Origin of the sequence: Streptomyces sp. NPDC052040 (assembly GCF_044548405.1) — a bacterium.
GTDB lineage: Bacteria > Actinomycetota > Actinomycetes > Streptomycetales > Streptomycetaceae > Streptomyces.
Map to the genome: position 1 here is coordinate 659,898 of NZ_JBIUBV010000001.1, position 18,192 is coordinate 678,089.

Consider the following 18,192-nt stretch of genomic DNA (forward strand, 5'->3'; position numbering starts at 1 on the left):
GCCCGCCGCCCCGACCGCGTCGGCCTGAGGAGCCTTCGTCGACCGCCAGAGCCAAGGGAACACCGCCATGACCACCGCCCCGGAACCCGCCCTGTCGGTACGCCAGGTCCTCACCCTGGACCGGGTGCTCGCCGGAGAGCCCGAGGTGGTGGCCGGTGCGGTCCACCTCGACCGGCCCGTGCGCTGGGTGCACGTCGCCGAGGCACCCGACGTCGGAGTGATGCTCAGCGGCGGCGAGATGGTCCTCACCACCGGAGTGCTGCTCGCCGGTGACACCGGGAAGCAGGCCGAGTACATCCGCTCCCTGCACCGCGCGGAGGCCGCGGCCGTCGTCCTCGGGCTCGGCCGCGCCTTCCCCACGCCCCCGGACGTGATGCGCCGGGCCGCCGAGCGCTGCGGACTGCCCCTGGTGGTCCTGCACCGGCCCTTCCCGTTCGCCGAACTCACCGAGGAGGTCCAGTCCCGCCTGGTGCGGCAGAAGTTCGCCGCGGTGAGCCTGTCGGAGGCCGTCCGTACGGCCCTCACGGGACTCATCACCGCGGGCGCCCCGCTGCAACGGCTGCTCGACGAGATCGCCGTGCACGCGGGCTGCCCGGTGGTCCTCGCCAACCTCGCCCACCGGGTGCTCGCCACCGCGGGGGAGCGGCCCGCCGTCGACGATGTGCTGCGCGACTGGGAGCGCATCGCCCGGCAGGCAGGCGGCAGCGAGGGCGACGGCTGGGTCCGCGCCGAACTGGGCGGCCGGGGGGAGCACTGGGGCAGGATCGTGCTGTGCGGCTACCGCGGCGAGGGCCCCATCGGGCGCCTGCTCGCCGAGCGCGCCGCCGAGGCCCTCGTCCTGCACCGCATGCTCGACGGCCCGGCGCACTCCTGGGAGGAGCAGTCCGCGCAGAGCCTGCTGACCGACCTCGTCTCCGGCGCCGTACCGGCCCGACGGCTGCTGCCCCGGGCCCGCGCCGCCGGACTCCCCGTCAACCACCGCGTCTTCGTGCCCCTTGTCGTGCGCGACGGCGAACCGGCCGCCCTCGACCGGGTACTGAGGCTGCTGGGGCTGCCCGGACTCGTCGCGGAACTCGCCGACGGCGCCACCGCCGTACTGCTCAGCCTCGCCCGGGACCAGGACGCCGAGGCACTCACCGGACACCTCGCCGCCCGGCTGCGCGGCGGCCCGGAGAGCCCCGGGCCGGTCGTCGCTGCCGCGGACGGCCGCACCGCCTGGGAGGAGGTGCCCGCCGGACTGCGGGAGGCCCGGCATGTCGCCGACGCCGTCGCGGACCACTCCGCCGCCCAGGACCTCCCGGCCGTCGTACGGCTGCGGGACGTCCATCTGCGCGGCCTCGTACGGCTGTTGCGCGACGATCCGCATGTGCAGTCCTTCGCCGAACGGGAGTTGGACGGGCTGCTGTGCGGTCGCGAGGCCGGGCACGAACTGCTGCCCGTGCTGCGGACCTATCTCGCCACCGGCCGCAACAAGTCCCGCACCGCACAGCTGCACCATGTCAGCAGGCCCGCCCTCTACCGCCGTCTGGAGGCCATAGAAGCCTGTCTCGGGGTCGACCTCGACGACTTCGAGCAGGCCGCCTCCGTGCACATCGCGCTGCTCGCGCACGACGCCCAACACGGGTGAGACACCATGGGAACGCGCGGGGAACCGTCGTGCACCGGACGGGGTGACACGGTGGAACGCGGTGCGCCCGGGGACGTGACACGGTGCACCTCAAACCCGGGCCGCCGCCTCCCTAGGCTCGGCGCACACCGAGCGACCGGAGGTCCCGATGAGCAGAGTGATCCGCGCCGCCGTCTTCCAGACCGCCTGGACCGGCGACAAGGAGTCGATGATCCAGGCCCACGAGCAGGCGGCCCGCGACGCGGCCGCGCAGGGTGCTCAGGTCCTGTGCTTCCAGGAGCTGTTCTACGGGCCGTACTTCTGCCAGGTCCAGGACCCGGCCTTCTACGAGTACGCCGAGCGGATCCCGGACGGCCCCGTGGTCGAGCGCTTCCAGGCGCTGGCCAGGGAACTGGGCATCGTCCTCGTCCTGCCCATGTACGAGGAGGAGCAGCCCGGCGTGCTCTACAACACCGCCGCAGTGATCGACGCGGACGGCTCCTACCTCGGCAAGTACCGCAAGACCCATATCCCGCAGGTGAAGGGGTTCTGGGAGAAGTTCTACTTCCGCCCGGGCAACTCCGGCTGGCCCGTCTTCGACACCGCGGTCGGCAGGATCGGCGTCTACATCTGCTACGACCGCCACTTCCCGGAGGGCTGGCGCGCCCTGGGCCTCGCGGGCGCGGAGATCGTGTTCAACCCCTCGGCCACCTCCCGCGGACTGTCCGGCTATCTGTGGCAGCTGGAACAGCCTGCCGCGGCCGCCGCCAACGAGTACTTCGTGGGGGCGATCAACCGGGTGGGCGTCGAGGAACTGGGCGACAACGACTTCTACGGGACCTCGTACTTCGTGGACCCGGAGGCGCAGTTCGTCGGGGAGGTGGCGAGCGACAAGGAGACGGAACTGGTGGTGCGCGACCTGGACCTGGCCAAGCTGCGGGAGGTCCGCGACCGCTGGCAGTTCTACCGGGACCGGGCACCGGGCGCCTACGGGCCGCTGACCGCTCCCTGACCGGCCCGGGATCCGCCGGTCCGGCCCCGCGGGGACCGGACCGGCGGCGGCGCAGTCCGCCCCGCACGGAGGCCACGACACCAGAGTTGACCACGCCAGCCAAGGGAGCAGAGGCAGCATGAGCAGCCGTACCGTCATCCGCGGTGGCCTCGTCGTCACCGCGTCCGACGAGATCCACGCCGACGTCCTGATCGAGGACGGCCGCATCGCCGCCCTCGCCGCGTCCGGTACCCCGGCCGCCGAGGCCTTCACGGCCGAGCGGACCATCGACGCGACCGGCAAGTACGTCATCCCGGGCGGCGTCGACGCCCACACCCATATGGAGCTGCCCTTCGGCGGCACCTTTGCCTCCGACACCTTCGAGACCGGCACCCGCGCCGCCGCCTGGGGCGGCACCACCACCATCGTCGACTTCGCGGTGCAGGGCGTGGGCCGCACCCTGCGCGAGGGCCTGGACGCCTGGCACGCCAAGGCCGAGGGCAACTGCGCCATCGACTACGGCTTCCACATGATCGTCTCCGATGTGAACCAGGAGACGCTGAAGGAGATGGACCTGCTGGTCGAGGAGGGCGTCACCTCCTTCAAGCAGTTCATGGCCTATCCCGGCGTCTTCTACAGCGACGACGGCCAGATCCTGCGCGCCATGCAGCGCTCCGCCGAGAACGGCGGACTGATCATGATGCACGCCGAGAACGGCATCGCCATCGATGTGCTGGTCGAGCAGGCGCTCGCCCGCGGCGAAACCGACCCCCGCTACCACGGCGAGGTCCGCAAGGCCCTGCTGGAGGCCGAGGCCACCCACCGCGCCATCCGGCTCGCCCAGGTCGCCGGGGCACCCCTGTATGTCGTGCATGTCTCCGCGCAGGAGGCGGTCGCCGAACTGGTCCGGGCCCGCGACGAGGGACTGAACGTCTTCGGCGAGACCTGCCCGCAGTATCTGTTCCTGTCCACCGACAACCTGGCCGAGCCGGACTTCGAGGGCGCCAAGTACGTGTGCTCCACGCCCCTGCGGCCCCGGGAGCACCAGGCGGCCCTGTGGCGGGGCCTGCGCACCAACGACCTCCAGGTGGTCTCCACCGACCACTGCCCGTTCTGCTTCACGGGCCAGAAGGAGCTGGGCCGGGGCGACTTCTCCAAGATCCCCAACGGCCTCCCGGGCGTCGAGAACCGGATGGACCTGCTGCACCAGGCCGTCGTCGACGGACACATCTCGCGCCGCCGCTGGATCGAGATCGCCTGCGCCACCCCGGCCCGGATGTTCGGCCTCTATCCGAAGAAGGGCACCATCGCGCCCGGTGCGGACGCCGACGTCGTGATCTACGACCCGCACGCCGAGCAGGTGATGTCGGCCTCGACGCACCACATGAACGTCGACTACTCGGCGTACGAGGGCAGGCGCACCACCGGCCGGGTCGAGACCGTCCTCTCGCGCGGCGAACCCGTCATCACCGAGCGGGAGTTCACCGGGCGCGCGGGCCACGGCGTCTACACCCCCCGCTCCACCTGTCAGTACCTCAACTAGGAGTGGCGCTCATGGACTTCGGACTCGTCCTCCAGACCGACCCGCCGGCCTCCCGGGTCGTCAGCCTGATGAAGCGGGCCGAACGCAACGGCTTCCGCTACGGCTGGACCTTCGACTCGGCCGTGCTGTGGCAGGAACCCTTTGTGATCTACAGCCAGATCCTGGCGAACACCCAGAAGCTGACCGTCGGCCCGATGGTGACCAACCCGGGCACCCGCACCTGGGAGGTCACGGCCTCCACCTTCGCCACCCTCAACGACATGTTCGGCAACCGCACAGTCTGCGGCATCGGCCGCGGCGACTCGGCGATGCGGGTGGCGGGCCGCAAGCCCAACACCCTGGCCCGGATCAGCGAGGCCATGAAGGTCATCCGCGCCCTCGGCCGCGGCGACGAGGCCGACCTCGGCGGCGGCACCGTCGTCAAGTTCCCCTGGGTCGGGCCCGGCGCCCAACTGCCAGTGTGGATGGCCGCGTACGGCCCGAAGGCGCTGAAGATGACCGGTGAGGAGGCCGACGGCTTCATTCTCCAGCTCGCCGACCTCTATCTCACCGAGTACATGGTCAAGGCGGTGAAGGACGCGGCGGTGGCGGCCGGCCGGGACCCCGGCGAGGTGACGATCTGCGTCGCCGCCCCCGCCTATGTCACCGAGGACGACTCGCCCGAGGCGCTTGCCCATGCGCGGGAGCAGTGCCGCTGGTTCGGCGGGATGGTGGGCAACCATGTCGCCGACCTCGTCGCCAAGTACGGCGAGCACTCCGCCTCCGTACCCGAGGTGCTCACCGACTACATCAAGGCCCGCGAGGGCTACGACTACGCCCACCACGGGCGCAGCGGCAACCCCGACACCCGCTTCGTGCCCGACGAGATCGTGGACCGGTTCTGCCTGATCGGCCCGGCCGAACGGCACATCGAGAAACTCGCCGCACTGCGGGACCTCGGCGTCGACCAGTTCGCCCTCTACGACATGCACGACGCGCAGGAGGCCGTGATCGACGCCTACGGTTCCCGGATCATCCCGGCGGTCAACGGCTAGCCGCTCCCTCCGGGGAGGATCCCCAGGGTTCCCCCGTCCCTCTCCGTCCCCTTCCCGCTCCCCCGGGAAGGGGACCGGGGCGCTCCCGCGGCCTCGTCCTCCGGGCGCACCCCAACCCCCCATCGGCGCCACCGCACGGCGTTTCCCACCTCACCTCACGATGGGCCTGCCCATGACCGACACCGTCCCCCCGGCCATACCGATGTCCGCCCAAGTCACCCGCCCCGACGGCCGCGTGGAGTTCGCCCCCGGCTCCCCGCCGCCGAGCGGCCCCTACGCCAACGAGGACCTGCTGCCGGTCCCCGTCGACAAGCGCACCTGGACCACGTACAACTTCTCGGCGCTGTGGGTGGGCATGGCCCACAACACGGCCTCCTGGACGCTGGCCTCCGGTCTGATCGCCGTGGGCATGGACTGGAAGCAGGCGGTGTTCACCATCGCCCTGGCCAATGTGATCGTGCTGGTCCCGATGCTGCTGACCGGGCACGCGGGCCCCCGGTACGGCATCCCCTTCCCGGTCTTCGCCCGGTCCTCCTTCGGGGTGCGGGGCGCCAACCTGCCTGCGGTCGTACGGGCGTTGGTGGCCTGCGGCTGGTTCGGCATCCAGACCTGGATCGGCGGCGAGGCCATCTTCTTCCTCGCCGGGAAGCTGATCGGAGGTCGCTGGGCGAACGCCTCCGAGATCGGCGGCTACGCCTGGACGATGTGGCTGTCCTTCGCGGTCTTCTGGGCGATCCAGGTCGCCATCATCCACCGGGGCATGGAGACCATCCGCCGCTTCGAGAACTGGGCGGCCCCCTTCGTGCTGGTCGGCGCGTTCGTGATGCTGTGGTGGATGGCCGACAAGGCCGGGGGTCTCGGCCCGCTCCTGAACCAGCCCTCCAGACTCGGCTGGGGCGGCTCCTTCTGGAAGCTGTTCTGGCCCTCCCTCATGGGCATGATCGGCTTCTGGTCGACCCTCTCCCTCAACATCCCCGACTTCACCCGCTACGGCAGGAGCCAGAAGGCCCAGACCTGGGGCCAGGCCCTCGGCCTGCCGACCACGATGACCCTGTTCGCGTTTCTGTCGGTCCTGGTGACCTCCGGCTCCCAGGCCGTCTACGGCAAGCCCGTCTGGGACCCGGTGCAACTCGCCGCCAGGACGGACAGTGTGGCCGGACTGCTCTACGCGCTGGTGACGGTGCTGGTGGCGACGCTGTCCGTGAACATCGCGGCCAATCTGGTCTCCCCGGCGTTCGACTTCTCCAATGTCGCGCCGCGCAGGATCAGTTTCCGCACCGGCGCCCTCATCACCTGTGTACTCGGGGTGCTGATCTTCCCGTGGAAGCTCTACTCCGACCCGCAGGGCTACATCTTCACCTGGCTCGGTCTCGTCGGCGGGCTGCTCGGGACGGTGGCCGGGATCCTCATCGCCGACTACTGGATCCTGCGCCGCGCCCGCCTGGACCTCACCGACCTCTACCGCGCGGGCGGCGGCCGCTACTGGTACGACGGCGGCTGGAACTGGCGGGCCGTGCTGGCCTTTGTGATCGGCGGTGTGCTGGCGGTCGGCGGCGCCGACTTCCACCCCCTGGTCGACGGCCGCCCCATCCCGGCCCTCAAACCCCTCGCGGACTACGGCTGGGCGGTGGGCCTGGCCACCTCCCTGGTGGTCTATCTGGCGCTGATGCTGCCCGGGCGCCGGGCGGAGTCCGCCAACTGACGCGCCCCGGCCGCGCGGAGGACGGTCGGCACGGTCAGCCCTGCTTCTTGCCGTTCTCCAGCGCGGTCACCGCGTCCCGCGCGGCCTTGATGGCGCCCTTGTTGATCTCATCGGTGCCGGGCGCCTTCTTGGTCTCGAAGTCGCTGCCGTTGTAGGTGACGGACACCAGCGCGTTGGAGGAGCGGATGAGCACCACGCCCTCCCGGGTCTGCTGCTTGTCGTCCGTGGTCAGGTTGACCACCGAGTACCCGCCGTCGCCGAGACCGGGGACCGGGCCGCCGCCGCTCTTCTCCGAGGTGCGCTGGGTGTACGTCTTCTGCGCCGAGGCCGCGGAGTCCATGATCTCGAAGGTCACGTCGAGCCAGCGGTAGTCGTAGCCCTTGAGCGCGTTCCAGGAGCAGGTGCGGCGCAGGGCGGAGTCCGTGGAGGGGATCTCCTTGCCGTCCGGCTTGGCGCCGGGCACCAGCGAGGTGATCGTGTCCTTGGCCAGGGCGGTGCACGGCGCGGGCGCGGCGGCGTAGGCCTTGACGGCGGCCTCCGAGGCCGCGGGCGACGGAGACCCGGGAGAGCCGCCCGCGGTGTCCTGCGGGGCAGGGCTGTCCTGCGCGGACTTCTGGCCGGTGGCAGGGGCCGCGGCGAGCGGGCCGGAGGACATGGCCCAGCCGGCCGAGGCGAGCACGGCGACCGGCAGCAGACGCGCGGTCAGAGCGAGCGGCAGAGGCAGCGAAAGCACGGCGCACTTCTCGTGGGGGGACGGTGCGGAGGGATCCGCACTGCGGTCGGGACGCCAGTCTCACATGACTCCCTGTGAGGCGGAAGGCCGAACCCCGCTTGCCGCCGGGCTAGCGGAGCATCAACGACACCGCGTACGCCAGGAAGAACCCCGCCACCAGCAGGGAGAGAAACATGATCGCGATCACCGGGCCCTTGGCCCAGCCGCGCGTCCGGTCGTAGACCACGTCATGGGTGACACCCGAGGTGCTGCCCTCGCCGGGCGGAGTCTCACCCGGCGGGACCCCGCCCGGCTCCACGCGCGGGTTCCGGGCCGACTCGGGGTCCGGGCCGCCGTACTGGCTGTCCCGCATCTCGTCCGCCTCACTCTCCCGGTCGATGTGACTCGGGGATGACACGCATCCCTAACCCCTTATATACCGCTTATGCGACATTTAATAACAAAAGTATGGTACGGGGCGGCGGGCGGTCGCGGCTGCGGCCGGATGTTTCCCGCCGCAGCCCTCCGACCCCCTCAGCCCGCGAGGCGCTTCGCTCCTTCCACGCCGATCTCCTGGTTCTCCGTCACGTACGGGCGCATCTCCCGCTCATAGCCCTCGAAGGCCTTGGTGTGGTCGGTGCCGGACTGCGCGAGGTGCCGGGCCAGGGTGCTCGCGCCGATCAGCGCCTGCGAGGTGCCGAGGCCGGAGGAGGGGGAGGCGCAGTAGCCCGCGTCGCCCAGCAGCACCACCCGGCCCGCGGACCAGCGGTCGATCCGCACCTGGGCGGTGGAGAAGAAGTAGAAGTCGGAGGCGGCGGCCATGTCCTCCAGCAGCCGGGGCATGAGCCAGCCGACGTCCGCCATCCGCTCCCGGACGGCCTGCTCCTGCTCGTCCCGCCCGAGCAGGTCCAGTGCCGGGGAGTCGGTGGTGAAGAAGACGTTGGCGGACATCCGGGCGGGATCCGCCGCGCTGTACATGTAGGACATGCGCCGGCCGGGGATCTGCCACAGGGCTCCCCGGTGGTCCAGCTGGAGATGGTTCGCGGTGCTGAACCCGGCACCGGACCGGCCGAGATGGTGAACCGCCTCGGCGTGCGGTCCGAAGACCAGACGGCGCACCACCGAGTAGATGCCGTCGGCGCCGACGACGAGGTCGTAGGTGTCCGGTTCGGCCAGCTCGAAGCCGACCCGTACCCCGTTGTCGTCCTGGTCGATGCGGTTGATCGAATCGCCGAAGACATAACGCACCGTGTTCGCGGTGTGCGCGTGCAGGATGCGGGTCAGCTCGCGCTTGGGCACCTCCAGCTCGCCGGAGAAGACCTCGGCGGGCAGTTCGCCGACCCGGTTGCCCTCGGCGTCCAGCAGGTCGGTGCCGGTCATCCCGGTCGCGTGCGCCCGCACCTCCGCCAGGATGCCCAGCTCCTCCAGCACCTCGAAGACCGCGCCCCGGAAGTCGATGGCCCAGCCGCTCCGGCGCAAGGACGGAGCGCGCTCCACCACGGTCACCTGGTGCCCGTCACGGTGCAGCAAGCGGGCCAGTGCCGGGCCCGCGACACTCGCTCCGGAGATCAGGATCTTCATGTGCGTGCCCCCATGGTCGGTCCGTGCCGTTTCGTCCGAGTCTTCAGCTTCCTCCTGGTCCGCACCGGTGATCAACAGCGCTTTCGGCCATCGGCGCCCCCGCCGGACACGCGCGCCGACGCCCGACCCGCCTCAGGCTTCCGCGACCGCCGGTTCGAGCAGGGTCAGGGTCCGGTTGTCCGCGTCCACGGCCGCACGGACGCCGAGCGGCAGCGGCAGGTTCGGCGAGGTGTGGCCGAAGTCGACCTGGGCGAGGACCGGAATGTCACGCCGATCCAGGACATCGAGCACCACATCGCGCAGGCCGACCCGGTCCGTGCCGCCGTCCTCGTAGGGCGTGACCTCGGTCGGGATGCCGACCACCATGCCCGCGATCCGGTCCAGCACGCCGGACAGCCGCAGGGTGTGCAGGTCGCACCAGATCCGCGAGACCGGCCGCTGCAACTCCTCCCAGAACAGCACGGCGCCGTCGAACCGTTCGGCGGCCAGGGCGAACGGTGTCGACTGGAGTTGGACCATGCGGTTCAGCAGGCCTCCGACCAGCGGCCCCTGCGCCCGTCCCGGCCGCCAGCTTTCCCAGGCCCCCATCGGCGGCAGCACGCCCGGTGCCTCGGCCCTGGTGAGCACACGGGTGTAGAGGTCGACGAGCTCGGAGCGTCGCGCCGCGTCGCCCAGCGTGTACCAGTCGCCGCCGAAACCGTGGGTGGCGATGTCGGCGTGGAAGCCGACGAGACCGGTCCTGGCGTGCAGGGCCATGTGCAGCAGCGATATGTCGCTGTAGCCGACGATGGGCTTCGGGTCGGCCCGGATCGCATCCAGATCGATCAAGTCGAGATAGCCGATGGCCGCCTGTCCACCGGTGTGCGCGACGATGGCCCGTACGTCCGGGTCCCGGAGCAGAGCATTGAGCTCGGCGGCCTGCTCCGCCGGAGTGCCCGACGCCCACCAGCGCTTCCGCGCCGGGTCGACCATCGGGCTGACCCGCACGCGGAAACCCATCCGCTCCAGAATCGCCACACCACGGGCGAGCAGCGGCTCCTCACCGGGCTCAAGCCGTCCCGAGGGCGCGGTGACGGCCACGAGGTCGCCGGACCGCAGCGCGCGGGGCCGAAGGATCGTGAACACAGGGCCTCCTTGTTGATCGACAACGTTGATCAACACGTCCTGACGGCCCCGGCATTCCGCCTCCCCGGCCAGGGTCTTTCGTTTGGATCGGGCGAGCCCGGCATGATCCAAACGAGACGCCCCAGGCCGGGCCAAGCCCCGGATTCCCCGGCAGGACCCGCCCGGCCGCCTCTACGCTGACAGGACCGTGACCCGCCACCGGCTTGCACCCACACCGAGGTCAGATATGCGTTTCACGAGCCGTCCCACCCTTCAGGGCACCTTCGGCATGGTGTCCTCCACCCACTGGCTGGCCTCGCAGTCGGCGATGGCGGTTCTGGAGGACGGGGGTACGGCGTTCGACGCGGCCGTGGCCGGGGCCTTCGTGCTGCATGTAGTGGAGCCGCATCTGAACGGACCGGCCGGGGAGGTCCCCATCCTCCTCGCCCCGGCGGGCGGCGAGGTGCGGGTGCTGTGCGGGCAGGGTGTGGCGCCCGCCGGGGCCACCGTCGCCCACTACCGGGACCTGGGGCTGACCCTCGTCCCCGGCACCGGCCCGCTCGCCGCAGCCGTCCCCGGCGCGTTCGACGCCTGGATGCTGCTGCTCCGCGACCACGGCACCAAGTCCCTCGCCGACGTCCTCCGCCACGCCATCGGCTACGCGGAGCACGGGCACCCGCCGGTGGAGCAGGTCGGCGAGACCGTCGAGCGCGTACGGCGGCTGTTCGAGAGCGAGTGGACCTCCTCAGCCGATGTCTATCTGCCCGGCGGACGGGCGCCCCGGCCCGGGACGCTGCTGCGCAACCCCGCACTGGCCGCCACCTGGAAGAGGCTGCTGGCCGAGGTGTCCGGCGCCGGTGACCGGGTCGCGCAGATCGAGGCCGCCCGTGAGGTGTGGCGCTCCGGATTCATCGCCGAGGCCCTGGTGCGGCAGGCGCGGCGGCCCACCCTGGACGTGACCGGCGAGCGCCGCACCGGCACCCTCACGGCCGACGACCTCGCCTCCTGGTCCGCCACCTACGAGTCGCCCGCGACGTACACCTGGAACGGCTGGACGGTCTGCAAGCCCGGCCCCTGGAGCCAGGGCCCCGCCCTGCTCCAGCAGCTCGCCCTGCTCCCGTCCGACCTGCCCGAGGAGGGCAGCGCCGAGTACCTCCATCTGCTGATCGAGGGCTGCAAGCTCGCCATGGCGGACCGCGAGGCCTGGTACGGCGACGCCGCCCGGGTCCCCCTGGACGACCTGCTGTCGGACACCTACAACGCCGGGCGGCGCGTCCTGATCGGCGAGGCGGCCTCGTACGAGCTGCGCCCCGGCGCACCCGCGGGCCGCCCCCCGCGACTGAGCGGACAGGCGCACCTGCTGGCCTCCGACAACCCCGCCTTCGACGCGATGGGCATCGGCGAGCCGACGGCCGCGCGGCACGGTGGACCCCGGGCGCCCGGCGAACCGGAGGTCACCGCCGAGGGGCTGACCCGTGGCGACACCTGCCACCTCGATGTCGTCGACCGCTGGGGCAACATGGTGGCGGCCACCCCCAGCGGCGGCTGGCTCCAGTCGAACCCGGTCGTGCCCGAGCTGGGCTTTCCGCTCGGCACCCGGCTCCAGATGACCTGGCTGGACGAGGGCCTGCCCAACTCCCTGACGCCCGGCCGCCGCCCGCGGACCACCCTCAGCCCCTCGATGGCACTGCGCGACGGTGCGCCGCTGCTGGCCTTCGGCACGCCCGGCGGCGACCAGCAGGACCAGTGGCAGCTGCACTTCCTCCTCGCCCTCGCGCTGCGCCCGCCGGTCCGCGGCGGCCTCGACCTCCAGGGCGCCATCGACGCCCCGAACTGGCACAACGACAGCTTCCCCGGCTCCTTCCACCCGCGCGGTATGCGGCCCGGCAGTGTCACGGTCGAGTCCCGCACCGATCCGGCGGCGGTCGAGGGACTGCGACGGCGCGGCCATGACGTCACGGTCGGCGCCCCCTGGTCCGAGGGGCGGCTGTGCGCCGTCGCACGCGACCCGGAGACCGGCGTCCTGTCGGCGGCGGCGAACCCGCGCGGGATGCAGGGCTACGCGGTCGGACGCTGAGCACCGGCGCCCGAGCACCGGCGCCGAGCACCCGGAACCCCGAATTCATGCCGATTCCACCGCATGTCCACCGGAGCGGCGGGGATTGTCAGTGCCGCGTGCTCTCATGGACACATGATGATCGGAGACATCGAAACCATCGACGAGTTTCTTGCCCACCGTACGTCCGACGTGGAGGAAGCCCTCCGCACGGCGGCCGCCGCCGAGATCATGCCGCGCTTCCGCCGCCTGGCCGAGCACGAGGTCGACGAGAAGAGCGGCCCCCACGACCTGGTCACCGATGCCGACCGCAAGGCCGAGGAGTATCTGACCGAGGTGCTCCCCAAGCTGCTGCCCGGCTCGGTCGTGGTCGGCGAGGAGGCGGTGCACGCCAATCCGGCGACCTATGACGCGGTGCGCGGCGAGGCCCCCGTGTGGATCGTCGACCCCGTCGACGGCACCCGCCAGTTCGTGCACGGCGACCCCGGCTTCTGCACCCTGGTCGCGCTCGCCCTGAACGGGGTGGTGCGCGCGTCGTGGACCTACGCCCCGGCCCGCGACCAGCTCGCCACGGCGGTCCGCGGCGGGGGCGCGTTCCTCGACGGCAGGCGCCTGCGGTCCGGCTCGCCCGCCCCGGACCGCGACCTGGAAGTGGCCACCTCCCACCCCTTCTACACGACGGACGAGCAGAAGCACGCACTCCTCGGCCTCCAGACGGCGGGCGTCCGCCCGCGGGCCTGCGGCTCGGCCGGGCTGGAGTATCTGTCCATCGCCCAGGGCCTGCTGGACGCCACGGCGTTCTGCTGGGAAGCGGCCTGGGACCACGCCGCCGGACTGCTCCTGGTCGAGGAGGCGGGCGGCACCCACCGCACGGTGGCGGGCGAGCCGTTCCGCATCACCGGAGGCAACACCCTGCCCTTCACCGCGGCCCGCGACGAGGCCACGGCCCGCAGGGTGGTGGAGCTGCTCTCCGGAGCGGCCTGAGGCCGCCCTCGGCCTGGGGCCGCTCCCGGACTGGGATCGCTCTCGGCCTGGGGCCGTCCTCGGCCTGGGGCCGTCCTCGGCCTGGGGCCGCTCTCGGCCTGGGGCCGCTCTCGGCCTGGGGCCGCTCTCGGCCTGGGGCCGCTCTCCGCGCGAGACCGCACTCGGCCCCTGGGACCGTTCTCGGCCTGAGGCCGCTACTCGGGCTGGGACCGTTCTCGGCCCGCGGCCGCCCTCCGCCCGAGGTCGCTCTCGGCCTCGGACCGAGGCCGCCCGCGCGTGCCCTCCACCGCGGCCCGAAGCAGCCCGCGCGGCGGCGCCGTCGGACCCCCGGCATATCCTGATGGCCACAGGCCGTCGGCTGACGAAGGAGTCCGAAGGTGCCGTCGATGCTCGATGCGGTCGTGGTGGGGGCCGGGCCCAACGGGCTGACGGCTGCCGTGGAGCTGGCCCGCCGGGGCTTCTCCGTGGCCGTCTTCGAGGCCAACGACACCATCGGGGGCGGTGCCCGCACCGAGGAGCTGACGCTGCCCGGCTTCCGGCACGACCCGTGCTCCGCCGCGCACCCCCTCGGTATCAACTCGCCCGCCTTCCGCGCCCTGCCCCTGGAGCGCTACGGCCTCGAATGGCTGCACGCCGACCTGCCGATGGCACACCCCTTCCCGGACGGTACGGCCGCGGTGCTGTCCCGCTCCGTCGCCGAGACGGCGGCCTCCTTCGGACCGCGTGACGCCGGGACGTACCGCAGGCTGGTCGAGCCCTTCCTGCACCGCTGGGACACCCTGGCCCGCGACTTCATGTCCCTGCCGCTCACCACGCTGCCGCGGGACCCCGTCACCCTGGCCCGCTTCGGCCTGGTCGGCCTCCCCCCGTCGACCTGGCTGATGCGCCGTTTCCGCGACGAGCGGGCCAGAACCCTGTTCGCCGGGCTGGTCGCCCATGTGATCGCCCCCCTCTCCGGCCTCGGCACCGGCGCGGTCGGCCTGGTCTTCGCGCTCGCCGCGCACGCCCGCGGCTGGCCGGTGGCCCGCGGCGGCTCCCAGTCCATCTCGGACGCGCTCGCCGCGTATCTGAAGGACCTCGGCGGGACCGTCCACACGGACTACCCGGTCAAGCGCCTGGACGACCTCCCCCCGGCGCGCGCCTACGTCTTCGACACCTCGCCCACCGCCCTGGCCCGGATCGCGGGCCTCGGCCGGTACTACGACCACTATCGCTACGGCGCCGGTGTCTTCAAGATCGACTACGCGCTGGACGGGCCCGTGCCGTGGACCGCGGAGGAAGCACGCGTCGCGGGCACCGTGCAGATCGGCGCGAACAGGGGGGAGATCGACACCGCCCTGCGCGCGGCCGCCCGCCGGGGCCGGGCACCCGAGCGCCCCTTCCTGATCACCGTGCAGCCCGGCGTCGCCGACCCCACCCGGGCGCCCGAGGGCAAGCAGGTCTTCTGGGCGTACGGCCATGTGCCCAACGGCTGGCAGGGCGACCTCACCGACGCGATGGAACGCCAACTGGAGCGCTTCGCACCGGGGTTCCGCGACCGTGTCCTGGCCCGCGCCGTCGCCGGGCCGCCGCAACTGGCCGCCCGCAACGCCAACTACGTCGGCGGCGACATCGCTTCCGGAGCGGTCTCCGGACTCCAGCTCCTGCTGCGCCCGAAGCCCACCCTGTTTCCGTACCGGACCCCGCATCCGGCCGTCTTCATCTGCTCGTCGGCCACCCCGCCGGGCCCCGGTGTGCACGGCATGTCCGGCCACAACGCGGCGAAGGCCGTCTGGAGGAGGCTCCGGCAGACATGACCACCCGCATCACCCTCGTCCAGGGGGACATCACCCGGCAGAGCACCGACGCGATCGTCAACGCGGCCAACTCCTCCCTGCTCGGCGGGGGAGGGGTGGACGGCGCGATCCACCGGCGCGGCGGCCCCGCGGTCCTGGCGGCCTGCCGCGACCTGCGCGTCTCCTCCTACGGCGGCGGCCTGCCCACGGGCCGGGCGGTCGCCACCACGGCGGGCGAACTGGACGCCCACTGGGTGATCCACACGGTCGGCCCGGTCTGGTCCGCCACCGAGGACCGCGGACATCTGCTGGCGTCCTGCTACCGCGAATCCCTGAGGGTCGCCGACCAACTCGGCGCCCGCACCGTCGCCTTCCCGGCGGTCTCCACCGGCGTCTACCGCTGGCCCATGGAGGACGCGGCCCGCATCGCCCTGGAGACGGTCCGCGCCGCGGAGACGGCCGTGGAGGAGATCAGATTCGTCCTCTACGACGACCACGCCTACGCGGCGTTCGCCGGGCACCTCGACCGACTCGACTGAGACGAGGCGGGGCGGGGGAGTCGGGCTCCGACCGCGAAATGTCCGCCCCGACGGGGCGCCCGCCCGCGGGAGTGCCCGCCGGGGGGGAGCACGTGGGAGGCGCCCGTGCGTGAGGCGCCCGTGCGTGAGGGGCTCACCCGTGAGGCGCCCGTGCGTGAGGCGCCCGTGCGTGAGGGGCTCACCCGTGAGGCGCCCGTGCGTGAGGCGCCCGTGCGGGGGCTCACCCGTGAGGCGCTCGACTGCGAAGGGCACACCCGCGACCGGGCCCGGCCGCGGGGAGCCCGACCACGCGAGGGCTTGCCCGCGAAGAGACGCCGCCCGCGAAGAGACGCCGCTCGCGAAGAGGCGCGCCGCTGGCGAAAAGGCCCTGCCCGCGAAGAGGCGTCGCCCGCCAAGAGGCGCCGCCCGCGAAAAGGCCCTGCCCGCCAAGAGGCCCCGCCCGCAAAAATGCTCCGCCCGTATGGGCGGCCCCCTCAGCCGACCGTCGAGGCCCGCACCTCCAGCCCCCAGTCGTGCCGCCGGGTCGTGTCCGTGGCGGTGCGCCCGGCGAGGATGTCGCAGAGGAGTTCCACGCAGGCCCGCCCGTACGCCTTGGGGCGCAGGTCGATCGCGGTGACGGCCGGGTGGCCGCCGCGAGCGGCGGCCCCGTCGACACAGGACGCGACCAGCAGATCCCGCCCCACCGTGCGTCCCACCGCGGCGGCCGCGTGCACCACCCCCAGGGCCGCGCCGTCCGGGGCGCAGATCACGGCGTCCGTCTCCGGCCGCTCGGCGAGCAGGGCCGAGGTGGCCTGCTCGGCCTCCCGCGCGGTGGCCGCGAAGGACACCGTACGGATGCCGACCGGCACCGAGTGGGCGCGGGACCAGTCACCGGCGGTGGCATGCAGCGCGGCGGCCCACGCGGAGGTGTCCACGGGGGCGAGCAGGGCGGGGTGGCGGGCGCCGCGGGCCCCGACATGGTCGAGCAGGGCGGTCAGCGAGGCGGCGTTGTCGCAGACGACCGAGCCCACGGGGACCGGCGTCCGCCCCAGATAGCGCTCCCCGGTGACGACCGGAACACCGGATTCCAGCAGGGCGGGCACCGCCGGGTCATCCGTCTCCGGGTCGATGACGAGGAGCCCGTCGACCCGTGAGGCGAGCCGCCCATGGGCTCCGGTGGCGGGCGTCAGCAGCATGACGTCGAGCCCCTCCTCCTGTGCGCGGTCGACGGCCCCGAAGGCGAGGTTCATGTAGTAGTCGAGCCGCGTGGCGGTCTGCGGCAGGTACAGCCCGACCGCCCCCGTGCTGGCCCGACGCAGTCGGCGAGCGGCGCTGTTGGGACGGTAGCCGAGCCGGTCGGCGACCTCCCGGACCCGGTCACGGGTGGTTTCGGCGACCCGGCCGGACCCCTGGAGGGCGTCGGAGGCGGTGCTCTTGGACACCCCGGCGGCGCGGGCGACATCGAGAAGGGTCACGGTGCGAGCGTTCACGGTGCGGAAGTCTAGTCAGGATCCGGGGACCTTGCCGGAACGTTCCGGCGTCCGCTAGCGTGCGTCCCTGCCGGAACGTTCCGGCGGGGGCGGCGCAGCAGGTGCCGCCACCCTCCCGCACAGCGTCTGGACAGCGACATGCGTCTGATCACCGCGTACAACCCGCCCGCGTCCCCGACACGGACCCGTCCCGCCGACCGCGCACCGCTGCGGATCGCAGCCGTCCAGCAGCGGTGGCACCGCGACCCCGAGGAGCACCGCGCCGCCCTGCGGGAAGGCATCCGGCTCGCGGCGGCCGAGGAGGCGCGGGTGGTGTGCCTCCAGGAGCTGACCCTGTCGCCGTACTTCGCGGTCGTCCGCAAGGCCGACCACCCGGCACCGGCGGAACCCGAGGAGCTGCTGACCGGCCCGACCTTCACCTTCGCCGCCGAGGCCGCGCGCGAGTACGGGCTCTACGTCCACGCCTCCCTCTACGAGAAGGCGCCCGCGCCCACCGGCGAGGACGACGGCCTGGGCTACAACACCGCCATCCTCGTCGCCCCCGACGGCACCCTCGCCCAGCGGACCCGCAAGACCCACATCCCGGTCTCCGAGGGCTACTACGAGGACCACTGGTTCCGCCAGGGCCCGGCCGGTGACGACGCCTTCCCCCTGGTCGACGTCGACGGGGCGAGCCTCGGACTGCCGACCTGCTGGGACCAGTGGTTCCCGGAACTCGCCCGCGCCTACTCCCTGGCGGGCGCCGACGTCCTCGTCTACCCGACCGCCATCGGCTCCGAGCCCGGCCACCCCGGCTTCGACACCCAGCCGATCTGGCAGAAGGTCATCACGGGCAACGCCATCGCCAACGCCACCTTCATGGTCGTACCCAACCGCATCGGCGCCGAGAACGGCCTCACCTTCTACGGCAGTTCGTTCATCGTCGACCCCTACGGCCGGGTCCTCGCCCAGGCGCCCCGCGACGAACCCGCCGTCCTCGTGGCCGACCTCGACCTGGACGCCCGCCGTGACTGGCTGGAGCTCTTCCCCTTCCTCGCCACCCGCCGTCCGGACGCCTACGTCCCGCTGACGCAGGAGTCCTGAGCCGGGCCCCCGC

The 18,192-nt window shown here is 72.5% G+C and carries 15 protein-coding genes; 10 read left to right on the forward strand and 5 right to left on the reverse strand.

The genetic code is table 11. The annotated features are described in order from the left end of the window. The first annotated feature begins 67 nt into the window (after window positions 1–67). From ACIHAA_RS02700 to ACIHAA_RS02720, 5 genes are all read left to right on the forward strand, one after another. A complete protein-coding gene (locus ACIHAA_RS02700; RefSeq protein WP_399812090.1) occupies window positions 68–1,627 on the forward strand; it encodes a PucR family transcriptional regulator in 1,560 nt (519 codons plus the stop codon). Window positions 1,628–1,775: 148 nt separating this feature from the next. Next, entirely contained in the window at window positions 1,776–2,618 is an 843-nt protein-coding gene (locus tag ACIHAA_RS02705) for a nitrilase-related carbon-nitrogen hydrolase (protein WP_399812093.1), read from the forward strand. Between the two features lie 118 nt (window positions 2,619–2,736). Next, window positions 2,737–4,140, forward strand: coding sequence for a dihydropyrimidinase (gene hydA / locus ACIHAA_RS02710; protein ID WP_399812096.1), 1,404 nt, complete (start codon window positions 2,737–2,739; stop codon window positions 4,138–4,140). A gap of 11 nt (window positions 4,141–4,151) precedes the next feature. Then, window positions 4,152–5,174, forward strand: coding sequence for a TIGR03842 family LLM class F420-dependent oxidoreductase (locus ACIHAA_RS02715; protein ID WP_399812099.1), 1,023 nt, complete (start codon window positions 4,152–4,154; stop codon window positions 5,172–5,174). A gap of 172 nt (window positions 5,175–5,346) precedes the next feature. After that, window positions 5,347–6,876 (forward strand): NCS1 family nucleobase:cation symporter-1, encoded by a 1,530-nt coding sequence (locus ACIHAA_RS02720; protein WP_399812102.1) that lies wholly within the window; start codon window positions 5,347–5,349, stop codon window positions 6,874–6,876. A 34-nt stretch (window positions 6,877–6,910) separates the two neighbouring features. On the opposite strand, the gene ACIHAA_RS02725 is transcribed toward ACIHAA_RS02720, so the two are convergent. The 4 genes from ACIHAA_RS02725 to ACIHAA_RS02740 all read right to left on the reverse strand — a co-directional run bounded on the left by ACIHAA_RS02725 (window position 6,911) and on the right by ACIHAA_RS02740 (window position 10,294). Beyond that, on the reverse strand, window positions 6,911–7,609 hold the full coding sequence (locus ACIHAA_RS02725) for a hypothetical protein (RefSeq protein WP_399812104.1): 699 nt from the start codon (window positions 7,607–7,609) through the stop codon (window positions 6,911–6,913). A gap of 109 nt (window positions 7,610–7,718) precedes the next feature. After that, entirely contained in the window at window positions 7,719–8,006 is a 288-nt protein-coding gene (locus ACIHAA_RS02730; protein WP_399812107.1) for a DUF6480 family protein, read from the reverse strand. Between the two features lie 116 nt (window positions 8,007–8,122). Next, window positions 8,123–9,169 carry an FAD-dependent monooxygenase gene (locus ACIHAA_RS02735; protein WP_399812110.1) on the reverse strand — a complete coding sequence of 349 codons (1,047 nt, stop codon included), beginning with the start codon at window positions 9,167–9,169 and terminating at the stop codon, window positions 8,123–8,125. A gap of 132 nt (window positions 9,170–9,301) precedes the next feature. Continuing rightward, on the reverse strand, window positions 9,302–10,294 hold the full coding sequence (locus ACIHAA_RS02740; protein ID WP_399812111.1) for an LD-carboxypeptidase: 993 nt from the start codon (window positions 10,292–10,294) through the stop codon (window positions 9,302–9,304). Window positions 10,295–10,520: 226 nt separating this feature from the next. Between ACIHAA_RS02740 and ACIHAA_RS02745 the strand changes: the two genes are divergently transcribed. From ACIHAA_RS02745 to ACIHAA_RS02760, 4 genes are all read left to right on the forward strand, one after another. Continuing rightward, window positions 10,521–12,350: a gamma-glutamyltransferase family protein gene (locus tag ACIHAA_RS02745; RefSeq protein WP_399812113.1), complete on the forward strand. Its 1,830-nt coding sequence runs from the start codon at window positions 10,521–10,523 to the stop codon at window positions 12,348–12,350. A 117-nt stretch (window positions 12,351–12,467) separates the two neighbouring features. After that, entirely contained in the window at window positions 12,468–13,313 is an 846-nt protein-coding gene (locus ACIHAA_RS02750) for an inositol monophosphatase family protein (protein WP_399813694.1), read from the forward strand. 386 nt (window positions 13,314–13,699) lie between these two features. Beyond that, window positions 13,700–15,109 (forward strand): phytoene desaturase family protein, encoded by a 1,410-nt coding sequence (locus ACIHAA_RS02755; RefSeq protein ID WP_399812115.1) that lies wholly within the window; start codon window positions 13,700–13,702, stop codon window positions 15,107–15,109. Continuing rightward, window positions 15,106–15,627: an O-acetyl-ADP-ribose deacetylase gene (locus ACIHAA_RS02760; RefSeq protein WP_399812117.1), complete on the forward strand. Its 522-nt coding sequence runs from the start codon at window positions 15,106–15,108 to the stop codon at window positions 15,625–15,627. The genes ACIHAA_RS02755 and ACIHAA_RS02760 overlap by 4 nt, the downstream gene beginning before the upstream one ends. A gap of 473 nt (window positions 15,628–16,100) precedes the next feature. On the opposite strand, the gene ACIHAA_RS02765 is transcribed toward ACIHAA_RS02760, so the two are convergent. After that, entirely contained in the window at window positions 16,101–17,096 is a 996-nt protein-coding gene (locus ACIHAA_RS02765; protein WP_399812120.1) for a LacI family DNA-binding transcriptional regulator, read from the reverse strand. 138 nt (window positions 17,097–17,234) lie between these two features. Between ACIHAA_RS02765 and ACIHAA_RS02770 the strand changes: the two genes are divergently transcribed. Next, window positions 17,235–18,179 (forward strand): carbon-nitrogen hydrolase, encoded by a 945-nt coding sequence (locus ACIHAA_RS02770; protein WP_399812123.1) that lies wholly within the window; start codon window positions 17,235–17,237, stop codon window positions 18,177–18,179. Window positions 18,180–18,192: the final 13 nt, after the last annotated feature.